Genomic DNA, 18,597 nt, shown 5'->3' with positions numbered 1-18,597 from the left:
AAGAAAGGGGCGTAGCAAAGCACCGGCCGGCATCAGGAGATACGTTGATAGCCTCCCGGTACCGTGGCCAGCAGCCCCTGCATCTCCAGCATCAGCACCGCCTGCAGCAGCCGCTCCGCACTCAAGCCGGTACGTTCGCAAAGCTCGTCGGAACTGCTGGGTGAAAAGCCGCTGGCACCAAGCACCAAGGCCTCGTCGGGCGACAGGTCGCAGTTGGGAGGCGACGATAGTGTCGCACGGCCCGGAGGTTGGCTCGGCGCTTCCCACCCGGGCAACTCCTCCACAATATCCTGCACCGACTCCACCAGCCGCGCGCCCTGTCGCAATAGCTGATTGCAGCCTCTGGCCTGGGGGTTGTGAATGGAGCCGGGAACAGCAAAGACGTCGCGCCCCTGCTCGAGGGCATGGCGTGCCGAGATGAGGGAACCGCTGCGCAGACTGGCTTCCACAACGAGCACGCCGCAACTGAGACCCGTGATGATCCGGTTTCGGCGAGGGAAATGCGGGGCTCGGGGAGGTGTCCCCGGCGGCATTTCCGAGACCAGGGCACCCTGCTGGCACAGCGCAGCAGCAAGATGACAGTGCTGACGCGGATAGATCTCATCGACCCCGGTGGCCAGTACAGCAATGGTCGTACCTCCCGCTTCGACCGCGCCCCGGTGGGCGGCAGCGTCGATTCCCAGCGCCAGGCCGCTGGTCACCGCAAATCCCAGGCGGGCCAGTTCAGCCGCAAAGCGGGTGGCGTTGTCCAGCCCTTCACGGGTGGCATTGCGGCTTCCCACGATGGCAACCTGCCGTGCCGCCAGCGCCTCACGTCGCCCCCGCAGGTAGAGCAGGGGCGGCGGCCCATGAATGGCCCGCAACGCCGTCGGGTAGTCTGGTGCCGCCCAGTCGATCAACTCGATACCGAGGCGCTCGACCGTAGCGGCCACCTGGACGACCCGGCGGTAGAAACGGTTACCCACTTTTCCGTTCCACCAGGCATCAAGGGCCTCACGGGTAGGTTCTGGCAGGCGTAGGCCACGTCCCGATACCTGCGACGCATCAAGCAGGAGCCGGGGATCCCCATCAAGGTCCAGAATGCGCTGCCAGCGGGTCGGCCCCATACCGGGCAATAGGGAGAGTGCCAGCCAGTCACGGCGGTCCGGCGTCATTGCCGTCATCGTTAACATCCTTGTAGAGCGGTGATTCGTGAATTCGGCAGGATACGAGGCTGGACGGGAGAGTCAAGACCGGGGCCCACCGGCCTCTCCGCGCCGTTCCGTCAGCCTCTCAGCAAAAGGCTCACTTCGAAAAGGAAACAAGACGGAAACAAGAAAGGGGCCTTTCGGCCCCTTTTCAACGATCACGAAGGATCAGGGATTACGCACTTCATCCCCGACAGAAAGCGGGCGTGTAGCCTGCAACACGAGACCGTAGCTCACCTTGTCGAAGGTGCGGAACACCATCAGCAGGCCCGCACGTTCGGAAGGCAGCTGTACCAGCTCCTTGGTATAGGGATCCCGCGTAATCTGGCCTTTCTTGAACACCGCCAGCACATTGCCGACTTTCAGGCCATCGCGTTTGCCCTTATTGAGGACCACAACATCATATTGGCCAATCTGGGAAACGCCATTCAATACAGAAATCATATAGCCGTGGATGTCGGTATCCGGCGCGCTCGGTTGGAAGTTCGGGCGAATCGGCTTGTCCTCGGTCGGCAACAGGCGATCACCCGCCATCACTTCCTCGTTGCTCTTCTGCAGGAACAACGTCATGACCTGGCCATTGACGGCAGTGACCTTGCCCTGGCCGAGGGACTTGGCTTCAAGGCCGAGGAATTCGTGGGTAATGGGGTCGTAGTACGCCTTACCCTCCCGGTAAACGCCGAATACCTTCTGGCCTTTGCCGTCACCGCGGGCATAGACGATATCGCCGGCACCACTCGCAATGCGGCCATCCTCACCCTGCAGGACATAAGGCGCCTTTTCCAGAACATCCTTTGCGACGATACGGGTACCGGATAGGAAGCCCTGGATATCTTCCAACGGAATGGTCGGCACCGGGGTTTCCAGCGGCGTCGAACGAATTTTCGGTGACAGCTTGATAACGCCCGAGTTGCTACCGTTCTTCACCTTGGTCAGCATCGGTTTACCGTTGATGTAAACCAGCGCCAACTCGTCGCCCGGGTAGATCAGGTTCGGGTCGTTGATCTGCGGGTTGGCGTGCCATATTTCGGGCCAGTACCAGGGGTTCTTCAGGAAGCGGGATGAAATGCCCCACAGCGTGTCGCCCTTGACCACCGTGTAATGTTGCGGCATGTCCTTGCGGAATTCGGGACCGGCCGCCATTACGAGTTGCGAAAACAGCAACGACAGGGCAGCCACCAAATACAGCAGTTTCCTCATTGTCTGGATCCTTGATGCCTATAGCATGATTGTTCGAACGGTTTTACCCGGCTGGCAGGCCGTCGCATGCAGCCGCAGATCGGCGGTTCTTCCCGGTTGTTCCGTCCGGATTTCCGGGTCCTTCCGTCTAACTATAGAAGAACTCGCGTAATTTGCGATGCCTGATTTACGCCCAAGACGATATCCCTGTCACGATTCCGCGACGGGGTGGTCAGTTTGTACTCAAAGTGCTTATTGAGAGATAATAGACCAAGGTTTAACAAACGAGCGTTATTGCCGTCCTATGATACTCGAAATTCTGGAATTTCCCGATCCGCGCCTGCGCACTGTCGCCAAACCGGTGGAAACCGTGGATGACAGCATCCGTAAGCTGATCGACGATATGTTCGAAACCATGTACGAAGCTCCGGGTATCGGCCTTGCCGCAACCCAGGTCAACGTACACAAACGCATTGTGGTCATCGACGTTTCTGAAGATCACGACCAACCGCTGGTCTTCATCAATCCCGAAGTGGAAGTCCTCGAAGGTGAGGAGATGGAGATGCAGGAAGGTTGCCTGTCCGTGCCCGGCTTCTATGAAAGCGTGGTGCGTATCGAGCATGTTCGGGTCAAGGCCCTGGATCGTGACGGCAAACCTTTCGAAATGGAGGCCGAGGGGCTTCTTGCCGTGTGTATCCAGCATGAGTTGGATCACCTCAACGGCAAGCTGTTCGTGGACTACCTGAGTCCCCTGAAACGCAACCGCATCAAGAAGAAGCTGGAGAAACAGCACAAGATCCGCGCCTGATATCCAGCCGTGGTATCACGAATATCATGACCGGGCCAGTGCCCGGTTTTTCTGTTTATTGACGGCCTGTTGCCGCACCCCTCGATCATCGGGAGATTTGTTTTGCGTATCGTCTTTGCCGGCACTCCGGAATTTGCCGCCGTCAGCCTGAAGGCCATCCTCGCAGCCGATGCCGACTACAACGTTGTCGCCGTTTATACCCAGCCGGACCGTCCTGCAGGACGAGGCCGCAAACTGGTGCCTAGCGAAGTCAAGCAGGTCGCCGAAAACGCCGGCATTCCGGTTTACCAGCCTGCCAGCCTGAAGGGCGATGAGGCGCAGCAAACCCTTGCGGCGTTAGAGGCCGATGTCATGGTGGTTGCCGCCTACGGCCTGATTCTCCCGAAGGCCATTCTCGAGACACCACGTCTCGGCTGCCTGAATATCCACGCATCCCTGTTACCTCGCTGGCGCGGCGCGGCGCCCATCCAACGTGCCATAGCCGCCGGCGACACCGAAACCGGCATCACCATCATGCAGATGGATGTCGGCCTGGATACCGGCGACATGCTGCTCAAGATAGCGACGCCTATCCACGCCGACGATACCGGTGGCAGCCTGCACGACCGCCTCGCCGACATCGGTGGGCAGGCCATCTGTGACGCCCTTCGATCCCTGGCAGAGGGCACACTGAAGGGGGAAAAGCAGGACGACAGCCAGGCCAGCTACGCCGCAAAGCTGTCCAAGGATGAAGGTCATATCGACTGGCAGCGTAGCAGCGAGGAGATCGACCGCCAGATCCGTGCCTTTAACCCGTGGCCCGGAACCTACACCGACGACGGCGATAACCGCGTCCGAATCCATGCCGCGACACCGATGGCTGAACGCCAAAGTGACGAGGCGCCGGGCACGGTTATCCAACGCGACCGCCAGGGTATTCTGGTGGCCTGTGGTGATGGCGTACTGCAGCTGGACCGCATCCAGTTGCCGGGCGCCAGGGCACTCTCCAGCAATGATCTGATCAATGGCGGAAAACCACTGCTACTGGCCGGCAACCAGTTACGTTGACGCCTGAGGGAAGGGCCATGGAATACGGAACCGACATCGTTCGCCTGGTGGCCGCCGAAGTGCTGGCGGATACCGTCTGGCAGGGCAGGTCCCTGTCACAAACGCTGCCCGAGGCGCAGGGCCGGGTTCCCGACGAAGCCCGGGCACGCCTGCAGGATCTCTGTTTCGGCAGCTGCCGCTGGTGGTACCGTCTGCACGCCGAGCTGGATAAGCACCTGCGCAAACCGCTCAAAGCCGGCGATCGCGTGGTGGAAGCACTACTGATCGTGGCGCTCTACCAATTGCGTCACACCCGCACGCCGCCCCATGCGGTCGTCAGCGAGGCCGTTGAAGCCTGCCGGGCCCTGGGCAAACCCTATCTCAGCGGTCTGGTCAACGGCGTGCTGCGCAGCGCCGAACGCGAGGGCGAACCATTGCCCGCCAGCGAAGCCATCCGCACCAGCCATCCCGACTGGCTGGTCTCAAAACTGGAACATAACTGGCCGCAGCAATGGAACAGCATCCTGGATGCCAACAACACCCGGGCGCCCATGACATTGCGCGTCAACGCCCGGCACGGCAGCCGTGAGGCCTATCTCCAGCGACTGGAAGACGCCGGGATCCCCGCCAGCGCCTGTGCCTGGTCGCCGTATGGCATTCAGTTGGAACAGCCTTGCCCGGTCAACCGGTTGCCCGGCTTCGACGATGGGGATGTCAGTGTCCAGGACGAAGCCGCCCAGTTATGCACGGACATCCTCTCGCCGGAACCCGGCCACCATGTACTGGACGCCTGTGCCGCGCCTGGCGGCAAAACCTGTGCCCTGCTGGAACAGGTCGATAATCTGGACCTGGTCGCCCTGGACCAGGACGATTATCGCCTCGACCGGCTACGCGATAATCTGGACCGGCTGCAGCTCGAAGCCGAAGTCCTTTGCGCCGATGCCGCAGATCCGGACCACTGGTGGGACGGACGCCACTTTGACCGCATACTGCTCGACGCCCCGTGCAGCGCCACCGGCGTTATCCGTCGCCACCCGGACATCAAACTCCTGCGGCGGGAAACCGACATAAAGCCCCTCAGCGAACTACAGCTGCGCCTGCTCAAACAGCTCTGGCCAACACTGGCCCCGGGCGGACGCCTGCTTTATGCCACCTGTTCCGTGTTCCCCCAGGAGAACCAACGTATAATCACCCGCTTCCTAAAGGACCAGGTGGATGCCCTGGTACGACCACTCGCGGTCGACTGGGGCCAGGATACCGGCGATGGACGGCAACTGCTGCCGCTACCGGGCGGACATGACGGTTTCTTCTATGCTTGTCTGGAGAAACCCGCCAGCAATTAACACGACGGCAATGACGACGCCAACGACGGGAACGTCTTCATGAAAATCATCATCCTGGGTGCCGGGCAGGTAGGTGGCACCCTGGCAGAAAACCTGGCCAACGAAGCCAACGACATCACTGTGATCGACAGCGACGGCGAACGGCTGCGGCACCTCCAGGATCGCCTGGACATCCGTACCGTTCAGGGGCGGGGTTCCTACCCCAGCATCCTGCGCCAGGCCGGCGCGGAAGACGCCGACATGCTGATTGCGGTGACCAACAGCGACGAGACCAACATGGTCGCCTGCCAGGTCGCCTATTCGCTGTTCAAGACGCCCACCAAAATCAGCCGTGTGAGGGCCAACGCCTATCTGTCCCGCAAGGAACTGTTCGGGCCCGACGGCTTCCCCATCGACGTCCTGATCAGCCCCGAGCAGGTGGTCACCCAGCACATCACCCGCCTGATCGAATACCCGGGAGCCCTCCAGGTACTGGATTTTTCGAAGGGGCTCGCCCGCCTGGTCGCCATTCGTGCAACCTTGGGGGGACCGCTGGTAGGCCATGAACTATCCTACCTGCGCGAACACATGCCGAATATCGACACCCGCGTCGCCGCCATCTTCCGCCGCGACCGGCCGATCATTCCCCAGGGCAATACGGTCATCGAGGACGGCGACGAGATTTTCTTCATTGCGGCCACTGACCATATCCGCTCCGTGATGAGCGAATTGCAGCCGCTGTCCAAACCCTACAAGCGCATCATCATCGCCGGCGGCGGCAACATCGGCCATCGGCTGGCCAGTACTCTCGAAGGCCGCTATCAGGTCAAGGTCATCGAGCATAACCAGGATCGCTGCATGTTGCTGGCCGAGAACCTGCACAAATCCATCGTGCTGCAGGGCGACGCCGCCAACAAGGAAATGCTGCTCGAGGAGAACATCGAGGATACCGACGTCTTCTGTGCGGTGACCAACGATGACGAAGCAAACATCATGGCTTCACTGCTCGCCAAACGGCTGGGTGCCCGCAAGGTGATGACCTTGATCAACAACCCCGATTACGTGGACCTGATACAGGGCCGCGATATCGACGTGGCCATTTCACCACAGCAGACGACCATCGGCAGCCTGCTGACCCATGTCAGACGCGGCGATGTCGTCAACGTACACGCCTTGCGTCGCGGGGCCGCCGAGGCGATCGAAGCCATCGCTCACGGTGATCACCGCTCGTCCAAGGTTGTCGGCCGGCGGTTGGATGAAATCGCCTTGCCGGAAGGCACCACCATCGGCGCCATCGTGCGCCACAACGAAGTGCTGATCGCCCACGACCATGTCCGCGTCCAGCCCGACGACCACGTCATCCTGTTCCTGGTCGACAAGAAACGGACCCGTGAGGTCGAACGGCTGTTCCAGGTGGGGCTGACGTTTTTCTAAAAGAAGGAACCGCGGCGAACAGGCCGCTCCGTGGAATAGGCGACAACCTGCCGGTTTCCGTTTCGAATCTCGGCGGCGGGAAGAGTATAATGCCGTTCTTTCGCACATGACCGTACCGTTACGGGCTCTGCGGGTATCCAAGAGATCCCGCCAAAGAACCCGGCCACAGCGGCGGCGACATCGAACCGATGCAAATGGATTGAGGTGAGTCCTCGTGACTGAATTGTCAAAACCTGACGTGAAAACGTTCCAGGGTCTGATCCTGGCGTTGCAACAATACTGGGCCCGCCAGGGCTGTGTAGTCCTCCAGCCGCTGGATATGGAGGTTGGTGCCGGAACCTTTCACCCGGCCACTTTCCTGCGCGCCATTGGCCCGGAAACCTGGAACGCAGCCTATGTCCAGCCCAGCCGCCGTCCGACCGACGGCCGCTATGGCGAAAATCCCAACCGTTTGCAGCATTACTACCAGTTCCAGGTGGTACTGAAGCCCTCGCCTGACGATATCCAGGAACTGTACCTGGGGTCCCTGCGTATGCTCGGTTTCGACCCGCTGGTCCACGACATTCGTTTCGTCGAGGATAACTGGGAATCCCCCACGCTCGGCGCCTGGGGCCTGGGCTGGGAAGTCTGGCTCAACGGCATGGAAGTCACCCAGTTCACCTATTTCCAGCAGGTGGGCGGGATCGAGTGCTATCCGGTTACCGGTGAAATCACCTACGGCCTCGAACGCCTGGCCATGTATCTGCAGGGCGTCGACAGCATCTATGACCTGGTCTGGGCAGAAGGTCCCGAAGGCAAGGTCACCTACGGCGACGTCTTCCACCAGAACGAAGTGGAAATGTCCGCCTACAACTTCGAGCAGGCCGACACCGCCTTCCTGTTCCAGTGTTTCGACACTTACGAACGGGAAAGCCAGCGACTGATCGAAGTGGGCCTGCCGCTGCCTGCCTACGAACAGGTGCTGAAGGCATCTCACACCTTCAACCTCCTGGATGCGCGTCATGCCATCTCCGTCACCGAACGCCAACGCTACATCCTGCGGGTCAGAACCCTGGCCCGTGCGGTGGCACAGGCATACTACGACCGTCGTCAGGCGCTGGGTTTCCCATTGGCGCCGGCAGCCCTGAGAGAAGAGCTGCTCGGTCCCGAATCCACGGTGGAGGCATAAGATGGCAGCAGTACAGGATTTTCTCGTCGAACTGGGCACCGAGGAATTGCCACCCAAGGCCCTCAAGATTCTGTCTTCAGCGTTCACCGACGGTATTCGCAAAGGTCTGGATGAAGCCGGTCTGACTTACGGAAAGCTGGAGTCCTTCGCCACGCCGCGCCGCCTGGCGGTTCGAGTGCGGGAATTGCAGGCCGCTCAAGCCGACAAGCCGGTGGAAAAACGCGGCCCGGCAGTCAAGGCGGCCTTTGACGACGCCGGCAATCCCACCCGCGCACTGGAAGGTTTCGCCAGCTCTCTCGGTGTGACCCCGGAGCAGCTGGATACGCTGGAAACCGAAAAGGGTGCCTGGGTCATTTATCGCACTGTCGAGAAAGGCAAACCCACCGTAGAACTTCTGCCAGGCATTGTCGAACGCTCACTGGCCGAGCTGCCGATTCCCAAGCGTATGCGCTGGGGCGCTCATAAGGACGAGTTTGTGCGTCCCGCCCATTGGCTGGTCATGCTCTACGGCAGTGTGGTCGTGGACTGCACAATTCTTGGCCAGAAAGCCGGGAATCAGACAGTTGGCCATCGTTTCCACTGTCCACGCAGCCTGATCGTCTCCACCCCGAACGACTACGAACTGGTCTTGCAGGACGAAGGGCGGGTGATCGCATCCTTCGAGGATCGCCGCGAGCGCATCCGTGCCGGCATTATCGAAGTCGCGCACGAGCAGGCTGGCGGCGAAGCCGTCATCGACCCGGATCTGCTCGACGAAGTCACGGCCCTCAATGAATGGCCGGTGCCGGTTGTGGGCCGCTTCGAGGAACGTTTCCTCGAGGTACCGCCCGAGGCATTGATTTCGTCGATGAAGGAACATCAAAAATATTTCCACGTCGTCGATGCCAACGGCCGCATGTTGCCGAATTTCATCACCGTGGCCAATATCGACAGCCACGATATGGCACAAGTGGTCGCCGGCAACGAACGCGTTATCCGTCCGCGCTTGTCGGATGCCGCCTTCTTCTATGAAACCGATCGCAAAACCCCGCTGGGCGACCGTATCGACCGCCTGAAGCCGATCGTTTTCCAGGAAAAACTGGGCAGCCTGTATGACAAGTCCATGCGTGTGGCATCGCTGGCAGCCCGTATCGCCGACGCGATCGGGGGCGATGCGGAAAAGGCCGAACGGGCAGGGCAACTGGCGAAAACCGACCTGGTCACTGAAATGGTCCTCGAGTTCCCGGAACTGCAAGGGATCATGGGACGCTACTACGCCGTGCATGACGGTGAAGCCGATGACGTCGCAGAGGCACTGAACGAGCAGTATATGCCCCGATTCGCCGGTGACGTCCTGCCGGAAACCCTGACAGGAGCTGCGCTGGCGCTCGCCGACAGAATCGATTCGCTGGTCGGCCTATTCGGCATTCAGCAACCGCCAAGCGGCACCCGCGACCCCTTCGGCCTGCGTCGGGCGGCACTTGGCGTTCTGCGCATTATCGTCGAGCGCGAGCTGCCGCTGGATCTGCACACCTGCTGTCAATGGGCCGAGGAAAGCTATTCCGGACTCGCCGCTGAAGGCACGGTCAACCAGGTTATCGACTACGTTCTGGAACGTTTTCGTGCCGGTTACGAAGAGTCCGGCATTCCGGCCGAAGTGTTTCTCGCCGTGCAGGCTCGCCGGCCGACCCGCCCGCTGGATTTCCACCAGCGCGTTATGGCGGTGGAAGCCTTCAGGCAGCTGCCGGCAGCCAGCGCCTTGGCGGCGGCGAACAAGCGTGTCTCCAATATCCTCGCCAAGCAGGGCGGCGATATGGTCGACAGCGGTGCAGCCGTCGATCCGGCCCTGCTGAGCGAAGCAGCGGAACAGGCCTTGGCCAAGGCATTGGACGATCAGGCAGCGCGCGTCGCGCCCCTGTTTGCCGAAGCCCGCTATGCTGACGCTCTCAGCTCACTGGCCGACTTGAGGGAGTCCGTTGATCGCTTCTTCGACGATGTCATGGTCATGGCCGACGACGAAGCTGTCCGCCGCAACCGTTTGGCGTTATTGCAGCAGTTGCGTGACCTGTTCCTTCAGGTGGCCGACATTTCCCTGTTACCGAGTAATAACTGAGGCTCCGATCAGGCGTGCTGATCATTCTCGACCGAGACGGCGTTATCAATGCCTACGAAGACGGCGACTATATCTGCCGTCCCGAGGATTGGATTCCGCTGCCCGGCAGCATCGAGGCAATCGCACGCCTGTCCCGGGCCGGCCACAAAGTTGCCGTTGCCACCAACCAATCAGGGGTTGGCCGCGGCTTTTACACCGAGCAGACCCTCGCGGTCATGCATGACCGCCTGCGCGAGCTGGTACAGCGCTCCGGCGGTCAAATCGACCATGTTGCCTGGTGTCCCCATCTCCCCAGCGAGGGGTGCGATTGTCGCAAGCCAGGGACCGGGCTGCTCGTTCAGATCCGCGATGCACTGGCGCTCGACACGCTCGACGGCAGCTGGCTGGTAGGCGACAGTCGAACAGATCTTGAGGCCGGCCAAAAGGCCGGGTGCCAGCTCGCCCTGGTCAGAACCGGCAACGGCCGTAACACGGAAGAGGGATTGAAAATGGCGCCGCTGGGAACCGTCGACGTTTTCAACAGTCTGTCAGAGTTTGCCAACGCGATCCTACAGCGGACAGACTGATCTCCATGAAACCGGCTCTCCCCCTGATTTATTTACGCAGCGGGTGCTTTTACCTGTGCTTCTTCCTGTTCACGATAGTCTGGTCAATCCTGGCCATGATCGCCGGGCCAACGCTACCCTATAATCAGCGCTTCCGTTTTATTATCGGCAACTACGCCCGTGCCATCATGTGGCTCCTTCGCTGGTGCTGCGATATCCACTATCACGTGAGCGGCCTCGATAACATTCCCGAGCGCCCCTGTGTTATCTACAGCAAGCACCAAAGCACCTGGGAAACCTTTTTCCTGCAGACATTGTTTGCACCTCAGTCCCAGGTCATCAAAAAGGGGTTGTTGGCCATTCCGTTCTTCGGCTGGGCATTTTCGTTGCTGGCACCGATCGCCATCGACCGCGAAAAACGCCGGGAAGCGATGGAGGAGGTGATAACCCAGGGCAAAAGGCGTCTCGACGACGGCATCTGGGTGCTGATTTTCCCCGAAGGTACACGCGTCAATCCCGGCGAGCGAAAGCCCTTCAGTCGAGGCGGCGCCACCCTGGCCAAGGAATCCGGCTACCCGCTACTACCAATTGCCCACAATGCCGGCCTGTTCTGGCCCAACAACCGATTCCTTAAATTCCCAGGCACCGTTAGGGTCGTCATAGGCCGTCCTATCGCGCCTGATCAGCTCGCTGTAGAGGCATTGACAGCGACCGGAGAACGTTGGATCAACGACACTGTAGAGGCGCTGAGCGATAGCGAAATCGCCCCTCAACCCTCGCCCGCTACTGCGAAATAATACCTGTCATTTCAAGCACCTTCTTATCCCATCAACGACTGGTAATCGGATCCCGATCCTGTATAATAGCGGCCGCACAGAATCGGCGTGTAGCGCAGCCTGGTAGCGCACTTCGTTCGGGACGAAGGGGTCGGAGGTTCGAATCCTCTCACGCCGACCAATTTCCCGCCTTAAGCGCGTATGCGTTGCTTCTCCAGTCTGAACACATCTCCTCAGCCAGCGGCTAACCTACTGTTTTTATTTAACTAAATAACCTCAAACCCGCGTCATTCGGTTAATACAGATAACTTCCAGCTTTCGGAAGGTCTCCACCTGTTCACGACACTCGAGCGTAGCTTATTAGACCGTGGACGTATTGCCTTCCTGTGCCCCCAAATCCGCAGGGGAACCAGCACCAGACCTCACCCTATCTCGCCGGTAAAGGTACGCAGGCCGCAAAGCTTGAAGATAAGGTGGAATTCGAAGATGGTATGGTCCCGCAATCGTAGTAACGGGTAACCGGATAGAAATAACAGGGAGAACGGGGCGGCACAAACAGTGCCGCCCCCATTTTAGGCAGGGAAAGTCGTTAGATATCCAGATTTGTCACGGTCAGTGCATTGGTCTGGATGAATTCGCGACGCGGTTCGACCTCATCACCCATCAAGGTGGTGAAGATTTGGTCCGCTGCGATGGCGTCCTCGATCGTTACCTTCATCATGCGCCGTGTTTCCGGGTCCATGGTAGTTTCCCACAGCTGATCCGGATTCATCTCTCCCAGCCCTTTATAGCGCTGTATGGAGAGGCCGCGCTGGGCTTCCTTCATCAACCACTGCAGTGCCCCACCAAAGGTCAGCACGGCCTGCTTACGCTCTCCGCGCTGGATGTAGGCGCCATCCTCGATCAAGCCGTCGAGTTTCTCGCCCAACCGGGCAATAGCCCCATAGGAGGAAGATTCGAAGAAATCCTTGCCCAGGGTATGGAGGTGGGGAATACCGTGAACGGAGAGCTCAACCTGCGGCAGGAAGATCTTACGCTCCTTATCTTCTTCCACAAGGAAGCGGTACTTGGTGCCGGTCTTGGTATCCAGTGTCAGCCCTTCGGCCATCTGGTCAACCCAGCTCTGTACCTTAGCCTGGTCATTCAGGTCCTCGACTGACAGCGTCGCGTTGCCAATCATCTGCTGCAGGACCTTCGCCGGATAGGCGCGAGCCAAACGATCAATCATTGCCATCACACTCTGGTATTCCTTAACCAGAGATTCCAGCGCCGTGTCACCGATTGGTGGCGCACTTGGATTAACGTAAAGCAGCGCATTTTCCAAGGCAGACTGCGTCAGGTAGGCCTGCATGGCCTTTTCATCCTTGATGTATTCTTCCTGCTTCCCACGCTTGACCTTGTAGAGGGGCGGCATGGCGATAAAGATATGGCCATTGTCCAGGACTTCGCGCATCTGGCGGAAGAAGAAGGTCAAAAGCAGGGTTCGAATATGCGACCCATCGACGTCAGCGTCGGTCATGATAATAATGCTGTGATAACGCAATTTTTCCAGGTTGAATTCTTCCCGACCGATACCACAACCCAACGCGGTGATGAGCGTACCGACCTCGGCGGAAGACAACATCTTGTCGAATCGCGCTTTCTCTACGTTGAGGATTTTACCCTTGAGAGGAAGAATCGCCTGAGTACGACGGTCCCGGCCCTGTTTGGCACTACCACCAGCGGAATCACCCTCCACAATGAACAGTTCGGAAAGGGCGGGGTCCTTTTCCTGACAGTCAGCCAACTTGCCCGGTAATCCGGCAATATCCAGAGCCCCTTTGCGGCGAGTCATATCACGAGCCTTACGGGCTGCCTCACGGGCACGGGCGGCGTCGATCATCTTGTTGACGATGGACTTGGCTTCCTGGGGACTCTCCTGCAGGAAGTCACCGAACTGCTGATACATCTCCTGCTCGACCGCTGTCTTGACCTCTGACGATACCAGCTTGTCTTTGGTCTGCGAGGAAAACTTCGGATCCGGCACCTTGACGCTGATAATTGCGGTAATACCTTCACGCGCATCGTCACCTGACGTGGCGACCTTGGTCTTTTTCAGCAAGCCTTCCTGCTCAATGTACAGGTTGAGACTACGAGTAAGTGCACTGCGGAACCCAGCGAGGTGAGTCCCACCATCACGCTGCGGAATATTGTTGGTGAAACAGAAGATGTTTTCCTGGAAACCATCGTTCCACTGCAGCGCCACTTCCACGGCGATACCGTCATCCCGTTGCTTGGTGAAGTGGAATACCTTGTTAATCGGCGTCTTGTTGGTATTCAAATGTTCGACAAAAGCGCGTAGGCCACCGTCGTACTGGAAAACTTCCTGCTTGCCTGAACGCTCATCCTTCAGAACGATGCGAACGCCGCTATTCAGGAACGCCAACTCCCGCAGTCGCTTGGCAAGAATATCGAAGTGGAAAGCGATGTTGGTAAATGTATTAGGCGAGGGGACAAAGTGAACTTCCGTACCAGTGCGGTCGGTTTCACCTACCACCTTCAGCGGCTCTTCAGGAACGCCGTCATGATAGATCTGCTCATAAACCCGGTTATCCCGGCGTACTGTCAGTTTCAGTGTAGATGAGAGCGCATTGACCACCGACACACCAACCCCGTGCAAACCGCCGGATACTTTGTAGGTGTTGTCATCAAACTTACCGCCGGCATGAAGCACAGTCATAATGACCTGCGCGGCAGAAACACCTTCTTCCTCGTGCATGTCCACCGGAATGCCACGGCCATTATCTCTTACAGTAACGGACTCGTCCGGGTGAATAACAATACCGATCTCGGAACAGTATCCCGCCAGGGCTTCGTCGATAGAGTTATCCACGATCTCGAACACCATGTGGTGCAGGCCGGTGCCGTCGTCGGTATCACCGATGTACATCCCCGGACGCTTGCGCACAGCATCCAGTCCTTTTAGGACCTTGATACTGGAAGAATTGTAGGTATTCTCTGCCATAGAAATACGCTCCTGAAGCGTCAAGTCTCTTCTGTGAGTCGGCCCTGTTCCACGTGGAACATTTTCAGATTTCCGACGGAAGCTCCCCAAAGAACCTCTGGTTCCGGCCGCTCGATACTCGTCACAAAAATTTGGCTATTTAACGCCTGAAGGCGATCGGCCAATATCTGGCGATGGTGCTGATCAAGCTCCGCATTTATGTCGTCGAGCAAAAACGTGCAACGCTTACTGGTCAAATCTCCAATGACTTGGACCTGAGCCAGCTTCATCAAAACAATCAGCGTTTTTTGCTGACCCCGAGATAACACCTCGTTCGCATTCTTGCCATCAACCCTAACTCGAATATCACAACGTCCTGGGCCATAAAGCGTATGACCGGATTTAACTTCCTGGTCGAGATGCTCCGCCAATACAGAGAGCAAGGGCTTTTGGCTGTCCCAACCCTGAAAGAAATCAAGGGTGACAGACCGGCACCATGAGTCGGAATGCTGTGAGAGTAGGGATTGGATAACGGGCTGCAACTGTTCAAATGCCGCGCGTCGGGCAAGCGTGACCATATCCGCGAGTGCTGCGTAGCGTTCGTTCCATACCTTCAACTGGGCCGCATCTATTCTAGCATTTCTCAGCAATTGATTCCGCTGTGAAACCACCCTTTGCATCTGTTGCCAGGCACGACCAAATTCATGTTCCACGTGGAACACCATCCAGTCGAGGAATTGCCGGCGCTTTGCCGGCCCACCGGCAATGACATCAAAGGTACCTGGATCGATAACAGAGACAGGGAGCAACCGCGCCAGATCGGACATCGAACGCCGGCGCTCGCCGTCCAACTTAAGCAGGGTCTCCTTGGCCCTCAAATCTCGGGAAATACCCAGTCGGTGAGAAAAGCGGAGGTCTTGATGTGGTGGACCTTCGGTATGAAATGCGGAGCGCCCTTCGCCTTCAACGATACCGAATATCGTGAAGCTGTCATGCCCGTGTGTAACCAGGGCTTCGTGGCGATGACTGCGGAACGAACGTCCGGACGAAAGGACGCCAATTGCTTCGAGTACGCTACTCTTACCGCTACCGTTGTTGCCGAATATAAGATTGACGCCCGGACAGAATGTGGCGTCCTCGAACACCAAATTCCGAAAACCCTGTGTCTGCAAAAGCGTAACCGGCATAGTAATCTCAATCGAGGCCTTCAGATACCATACTGACGATTGAGGTATCGATTAATCTGACGGCTTTCATATAACCGCTCGCCGGTATTAGGATCCACGAGGTGAGGGGCCATGACCAACCCAGTATCACTCAGCAGACGCTGGCGATTTCGTGTCGCCGGCGCATACCCAGGATAGAAACGTCGCCTCAACACCGGCAGCATATAATCTGCCAACCCCGACTTGCCCATATTGTGCAGCAGGTAGGGTATTTCCAGCTCACAAAGTCGCTCCCGAACCGGCTTTGCATAGGGACTCGATTCGAACGCATAAAGTTCCAACATCAGGTCAGGCCGCTTGGAAGGTCGAGCAAATACCCCCGCGCCCATTCTGACGATATTCGCAGCAATCGCGCTTGCCTTGTTCAACGTAAAGAGGCGCCAGATTCCCGGGGTCTCGCCCTGACCGTATTGGCGAAAGAGATACTCGACGATATCCCTAGACTCGTACATGGAGCGGCCGGTATTGGGATCAACAAGGAAAGGAAACTGTTCCTTACCCCCCAACGCCAACACTCGCGACCTAAAACGCTGACCACCTTTCGGACAGGGATAGATCACCACATCAAGATCCAGCTCCGTCAGTGCCTCTCTGACCAAACGGCAAAATGGGCAGCCCTCCATATCGTAAAGCTGCAATGCCTGGAGTTGCTCTTTACCCTCCCTGGATAAGCCATCTTCACGAATGTGAGTACCACGCCAAAAGCCGAGCGTAGATGAAATTAATGCATTGGCTAGTCCCACGTTGTTCCTCTCTTATTCCCCGGATTCAATAGACAGCGCCTCTTCGGGCGCCTAACGATGGTTCAGGATAGAGGGTAAATACCGCCCCAGGCTATCCAGCAGCATCTGAACAGATACGGCAACCAAAATCATCCCCATCAGCCGCTCCATCGCTATAAGACCACGCTGCTTAAGAAAGCGAAATAGAAAGGTGGCCGCCATAAGGATGATCGCATTTGCCAACCAGGCGAGTCCCAACGCCAGCCCCCAATCGAACAACCGGTTAGGTTCGCGGCTGGTCAGCAGCATCAAGGTTGCAAGGACCGATGGACCTGCGATAAACGGAATGGCCATCGGAACGATAAAGGGCTCTCCGTCTGGAAATTCGTCGGTCCAACTGCGATCTCCTGGAAAGATCATTCTGATCGCAATAATCATCAGAACGATACCGCCGGCTATGCCAATAGCGGCCTCGCCCAGTGAAAACAGATTGAGAAGATCCCGCCCTACCAGCAAGAACACCGCCAAAATCACCAATGATATCAACAGCTCTCGCGCCAATACCCAACGACGCCTTCGAGGCTCGACTTTTTCCAACACGGTCAGGAACACCGGGATGTTACCCAACGGGTCCATAATCAATAACAGCAAAATGGTGGCAGACAAAATATCCATGAAACCAACCCCAACCCAATAAGAAAGGCCTCTAGGCAAGCAAAAGCGAGTGCAACCCTAAACGACAGAGGCCCTCATCCGAAGATAAGGGCCTCTCTGACTCTCGCGTAAAAGATCGGCAACAACCGACAATACCGACGCGTATTGCCTTAATGCAGCATATTCAAGCGATCATCCATAAACATATCCATCTCCGGCGCCAGGATATGGACGTAACGGTCAAAGTACAGAAACTGTTTCACCAGCAGCGCAAACTCCCGGGGGAAGTGCAGACCGTGACTTTCGCCAATCTTCACCATATCGATCAAGACATTATTCACCTGATCATCCGTCTGCTGTTCCGACGCATAGGGTGAATAATCCGGAACCATCCGGTCGAGCTGCTGGTACAAGTCCCGTAGATCATCGGCCAATTGGTCAACGTCGACCTGAGAGCGCGTGATTCCAATACGAACCATCGCGTCAGCCATCCCTTCGAAGTTGCCAATCATCACAGATGAGATGAAATCCGAAACGGCTTCCCAGGTGCCCGGAGCGATACGACCGACGATCCCAAAGTCGATGAATCCAACCCGACCGTCACGCAATACCATCAAATTGCCGGCATGCACATCCGCATGGAAAAACTCGCACTGAGTCAGGCTAGCGAACCAGGTATTCATCGCGGCAATCAGCGTTCGCTCAGGATCCTCAGTAACTTGGCGAATACTTTCCAGATCTGTCAGCGGTACACCGTAAAAACGCTCCATCGTCAGCACACGTCGAGTGCTGCAATGCTCGTAGACTCGGGGTACAGTTGCCTCATCATTATGATTTTCTTCAAGAAAACGACGGAATGTCTGAAGATTATTCGCTTCCTTGATGAAGTCGCACTCTTCCATCATCGTCTGTTGGATTTCTTCGACGATCCCTGAAAGAGAGGTCCAGGAGAGTTTCGGCGCTATGGTTTCCAGCAGGCGCGCAGAGGCATACAGGAAATTAAGATCCGTCAGCAGGATGTTTTCCACACCCGGCTTCTGAATCTTGATCACCACATCCTCACCGCTTACAAGTCGCGCCGCATGTACCTGCGCGATAGATGCGGAGGCCAGAGGGGCAGGGTCTATTTCCGAATAGACCGTTTCCAGAGGAACTTTCAGTTCCTGCTGCAAAATACGTTTCATCGTGGCAAAGGGCAGGGGACGAGTCTGATCGAGGCATCCCTGAAACGCTTCGACATACTCCGCCGGGAAAAAGGTCGGCGAGCTGGCAATAAACTGACCCAGTTTGATATAGGTCGCACCCAACTCCTCGAAAACCTGGCGCAACAACACTGGCGCGGGCGGACGATCTCCCCGCAACCAACTAAGCCCCGTTCGCGAAAGAATGCTGGCCGTCTGACCCAGGCGCAACGCACCCTTAATGGAATGAATCACCAGGCTCATGGTCCCGTTCCCTCAATTAGCCACCGCGAC

Annotated in this window: 15 protein-coding genes and 1 tRNA gene; 9 read left to right on the top strand and 7 right to left on the bottom strand. The window is 57.7% G+C overall.

The window, feature by feature from the left end:
* Positions 1–32: 32 nt before the first annotated feature.
* Both dprA and CLR77_RS05445 read right to left on the bottom strand, forming a co-directional pair.
* The gene (dprA, locus tag CLR77_RS05450) at positions 33–1,163 is read right to left on the bottom strand and encodes a DNA-processing protein DprA (protein ID WP_158227121.1); all 1,131 of its coding nucleotides are present in this window, start codon (positions 1,161–1,163) and stop codon (positions 33–35) included.
* Between the two features lie 192 nt (positions 1,164–1,355).
* Positions 1,356–2,387 (bottom strand): LysM peptidoglycan-binding domain-containing protein, encoded by a 1,032-nt coding sequence (locus tag CLR77_RS05445; protein WP_097459530.1) that lies wholly within the window; start codon positions 2,385–2,387, stop codon positions 1,356–1,358.
* 283 nt (positions 2,388–2,670) lie between these two features.
* Here CLR77_RS05445 and def point away from each other — a divergent pair, with 283 nt between their 5' ends.
* From def to CLR77_RS05400, 9 genes are all read left to right on the top strand, one after another.
* Positions 2,671–3,174, top strand: a complete 504-nt coding sequence (gene def, locus CLR77_RS05440; RefSeq protein ID WP_097459529.1) for a peptide deformylase — start codon at positions 2,671–2,673, stop codon at positions 3,172–3,174.
* Positions 3,175–3,276: 102 nt separating this feature from the next.
* Positions 3,277–4,221, top strand: coding sequence for a methionyl-tRNA formyltransferase (gene fmt / locus CLR77_RS05435; protein WP_097459528.1), 945 nt, complete (start codon positions 3,277–3,279; stop codon positions 4,219–4,221).
* A 17-nt stretch (positions 4,222–4,238) separates the two neighbouring features.
* Positions 4,239–5,543 carry a 16S rRNA (cytosine(967)-C(5))-methyltransferase RsmB gene (gene rsmB, locus CLR77_RS05430; RefSeq protein ID WP_097459527.1) on the top strand — a complete coding sequence of 435 codons (1,305 nt, stop codon included), beginning with the start codon at positions 4,239–4,241 and terminating at the stop codon, positions 5,541–5,543.
* Between the two features lie 39 nt (positions 5,544–5,582).
* Positions 5,583–6,956 (top strand): Trk system potassium transporter TrkA, encoded by a 1,374-nt coding sequence (trkA, locus tag CLR77_RS05425; protein ID WP_097459526.1) that lies wholly within the window; start codon positions 5,583–5,585, stop codon positions 6,954–6,956.
* A gap of 214 nt (positions 6,957–7,170) precedes the next feature.
* Positions 7,171–8,124 carry a glycine--tRNA ligase subunit alpha gene (gene glyQ / locus CLR77_RS05420; protein ID WP_097459525.1) on the top strand — a complete coding sequence of 318 codons (954 nt, stop codon included), beginning with the start codon at positions 7,171–7,173 and terminating at the stop codon, positions 8,122–8,124.
* 1 nt (position 8,125) lies between these two features.
* On the top strand, positions 8,126–10,216 hold the full coding sequence (gene glyS / locus CLR77_RS05415) for a glycine--tRNA ligase subunit beta (RefSeq protein WP_097459524.1): 2,091 nt from the start codon (positions 8,126–8,128) through the stop codon (positions 10,214–10,216).
* 14 nt (positions 10,217–10,230) lie between these two features.
* On the top strand, positions 10,231–10,782 hold the full coding sequence (gene gmhB, locus CLR77_RS05410; RefSeq protein ID WP_097459523.1) for a D-glycero-beta-D-manno-heptose 1,7-bisphosphate 7-phosphatase: 552 nt from the start codon (positions 10,231–10,233) through the stop codon (positions 10,780–10,782).
* Between the two features lie 5 nt (positions 10,783–10,787).
* Positions 10,788–11,558, top strand: a complete 771-nt coding sequence (locus tag CLR77_RS05405; protein WP_097459522.1) for a lysophospholipid acyltransferase family protein — start codon at positions 10,788–10,790, stop codon at positions 11,556–11,558.
* A gap of 83 nt (positions 11,559–11,641) precedes the next feature.
* Positions 11,642–11,718 (top strand) — tRNA-Pro (locus CLR77_RS05400).
* A 408-nt stretch (positions 11,719–12,126) separates the two neighbouring features.
* Here the strand turns inward: CLR77_RS05400 and gyrB are convergent.
* The 5 genes from gyrB to CLR77_RS05375 all read right to left on the bottom strand — a co-directional run bounded on the left by gyrB (position 12,127) and on the right by CLR77_RS05375 (position 18,567).
* Positions 12,127–14,541, bottom strand: coding sequence for a DNA topoisomerase (ATP-hydrolyzing) subunit B (gene gyrB / locus CLR77_RS05395; RefSeq protein ID WP_097459521.1), 2,415 nt, complete (start codon positions 14,539–14,541; stop codon positions 12,127–12,129).
* Between the two features lie 20 nt (positions 14,542–14,561).
* Positions 14,562–15,707 carry a DNA replication/repair protein RecF gene (gene recF, locus CLR77_RS05390; RefSeq protein WP_097459520.1) on the bottom strand — a complete coding sequence of 382 codons (1,146 nt, stop codon included), beginning with the start codon at positions 15,705–15,707 and terminating at the stop codon, positions 14,562–14,564.
* Between the two features lie 20 nt (positions 15,708–15,727).
* Positions 15,728–16,489: a glutathione S-transferase N-terminal domain-containing protein gene (locus tag CLR77_RS05385; protein WP_097459519.1), complete on the bottom strand. Its 762-nt coding sequence runs from the start codon at positions 16,487–16,489 to the stop codon at positions 15,728–15,730.
* A gap of 51 nt (positions 16,490–16,540) precedes the next feature.
* A complete protein-coding gene (locus CLR77_RS05380; RefSeq protein ID WP_097459518.1) occupies positions 16,541–17,143 on the bottom strand; it encodes a MarC family protein in 603 nt (200 codons plus the stop codon).
* Positions 17,144–17,292: 149 nt separating this feature from the next.
* Positions 17,293–18,567, bottom strand: coding sequence for an ABC1 kinase family protein (locus CLR77_RS05375; protein WP_097459517.1), 1,275 nt, complete (start codon positions 18,565–18,567; stop codon positions 17,293–17,295).
* Positions 18,568–18,597: the final 30 nt, after the last annotated feature.

This window comes from Mangrovitalea sediminis (assembly GCF_002514725.1).
GTDB lineage: Bacteria > Pseudomonadota > Gammaproteobacteria > Pseudomonadales > Oleiphilaceae > Mangrovitalea > Mangrovitalea sediminis.
This window is presented reverse-complemented; position numbering and strand designations above follow the sequence as displayed.

Coding starts and splice junctions, on each gene's coding strand:
- dprA (WP_158227121.1), bottom strand. CDS start 1,163: ATGACGGCAATGACGCCGGACCGCCGTGACTGGCTGGCACTCTCCCTA.
- CLR77_RS05445 (WP_097459530.1), bottom strand. CDS start 2,387: ATGAGGAAACTGCTGTATTTGGTGGCTGCCCTGTCGTTGCTGTTTTCG.
- def (WP_097459529.1), top strand. CDS start 2,671: ATGATACTCGAAATTCTGGAATTTCCCGATCCGCGCCTGCGCACTGTC.
- rsmB (WP_097459527.1), top strand. CDS start 4,239: ATGGAATACGGAACCGACATCGTTCGCCTGGTGGCCGCCGAAGTGCTG.
- trkA (WP_097459526.1), top strand. CDS start 5,583: ATGAAAATCATCATCCTGGGTGCCGGGCAGGTAGGTGGCACCCTGGCA.
- glyS (WP_097459524.1), top strand. CDS start 8,126: ATGGCAGCAGTACAGGATTTTCTCGTCGAACTGGGCACCGAGGAATTG.
- CLR77_RS05405 (WP_097459522.1), top strand. CDS start 10,788: ATGAAACCGGCTCTCCCCCTGATTTATTTACGCAGCGGGTGCTTTTAC.
- gyrB (WP_097459521.1), bottom strand. CDS start 14,541: ATGGCAGAGAATACCTACAATTCTTCCAGTATCAAGGTCCTAAAAGGA.
- recF (WP_097459520.1), bottom strand. CDS start 15,707: ATGCCGGTTACGCTTTTGCAGACACAGGGTTTTCGGAATTTGGTGTTC.
- CLR77_RS05380 (WP_097459518.1), bottom strand. CDS start 17,143: ATGGATATTTTGTCTGCCACCATTTTGCTGTTATTGATTATGGACCCG.
- CLR77_RS05375 (WP_097459517.1), bottom strand. CDS start 18,567: ATGAGCCTGGTGATTCATTCCATTAAGGGTGCGTTGCGCCTGGGTCAG.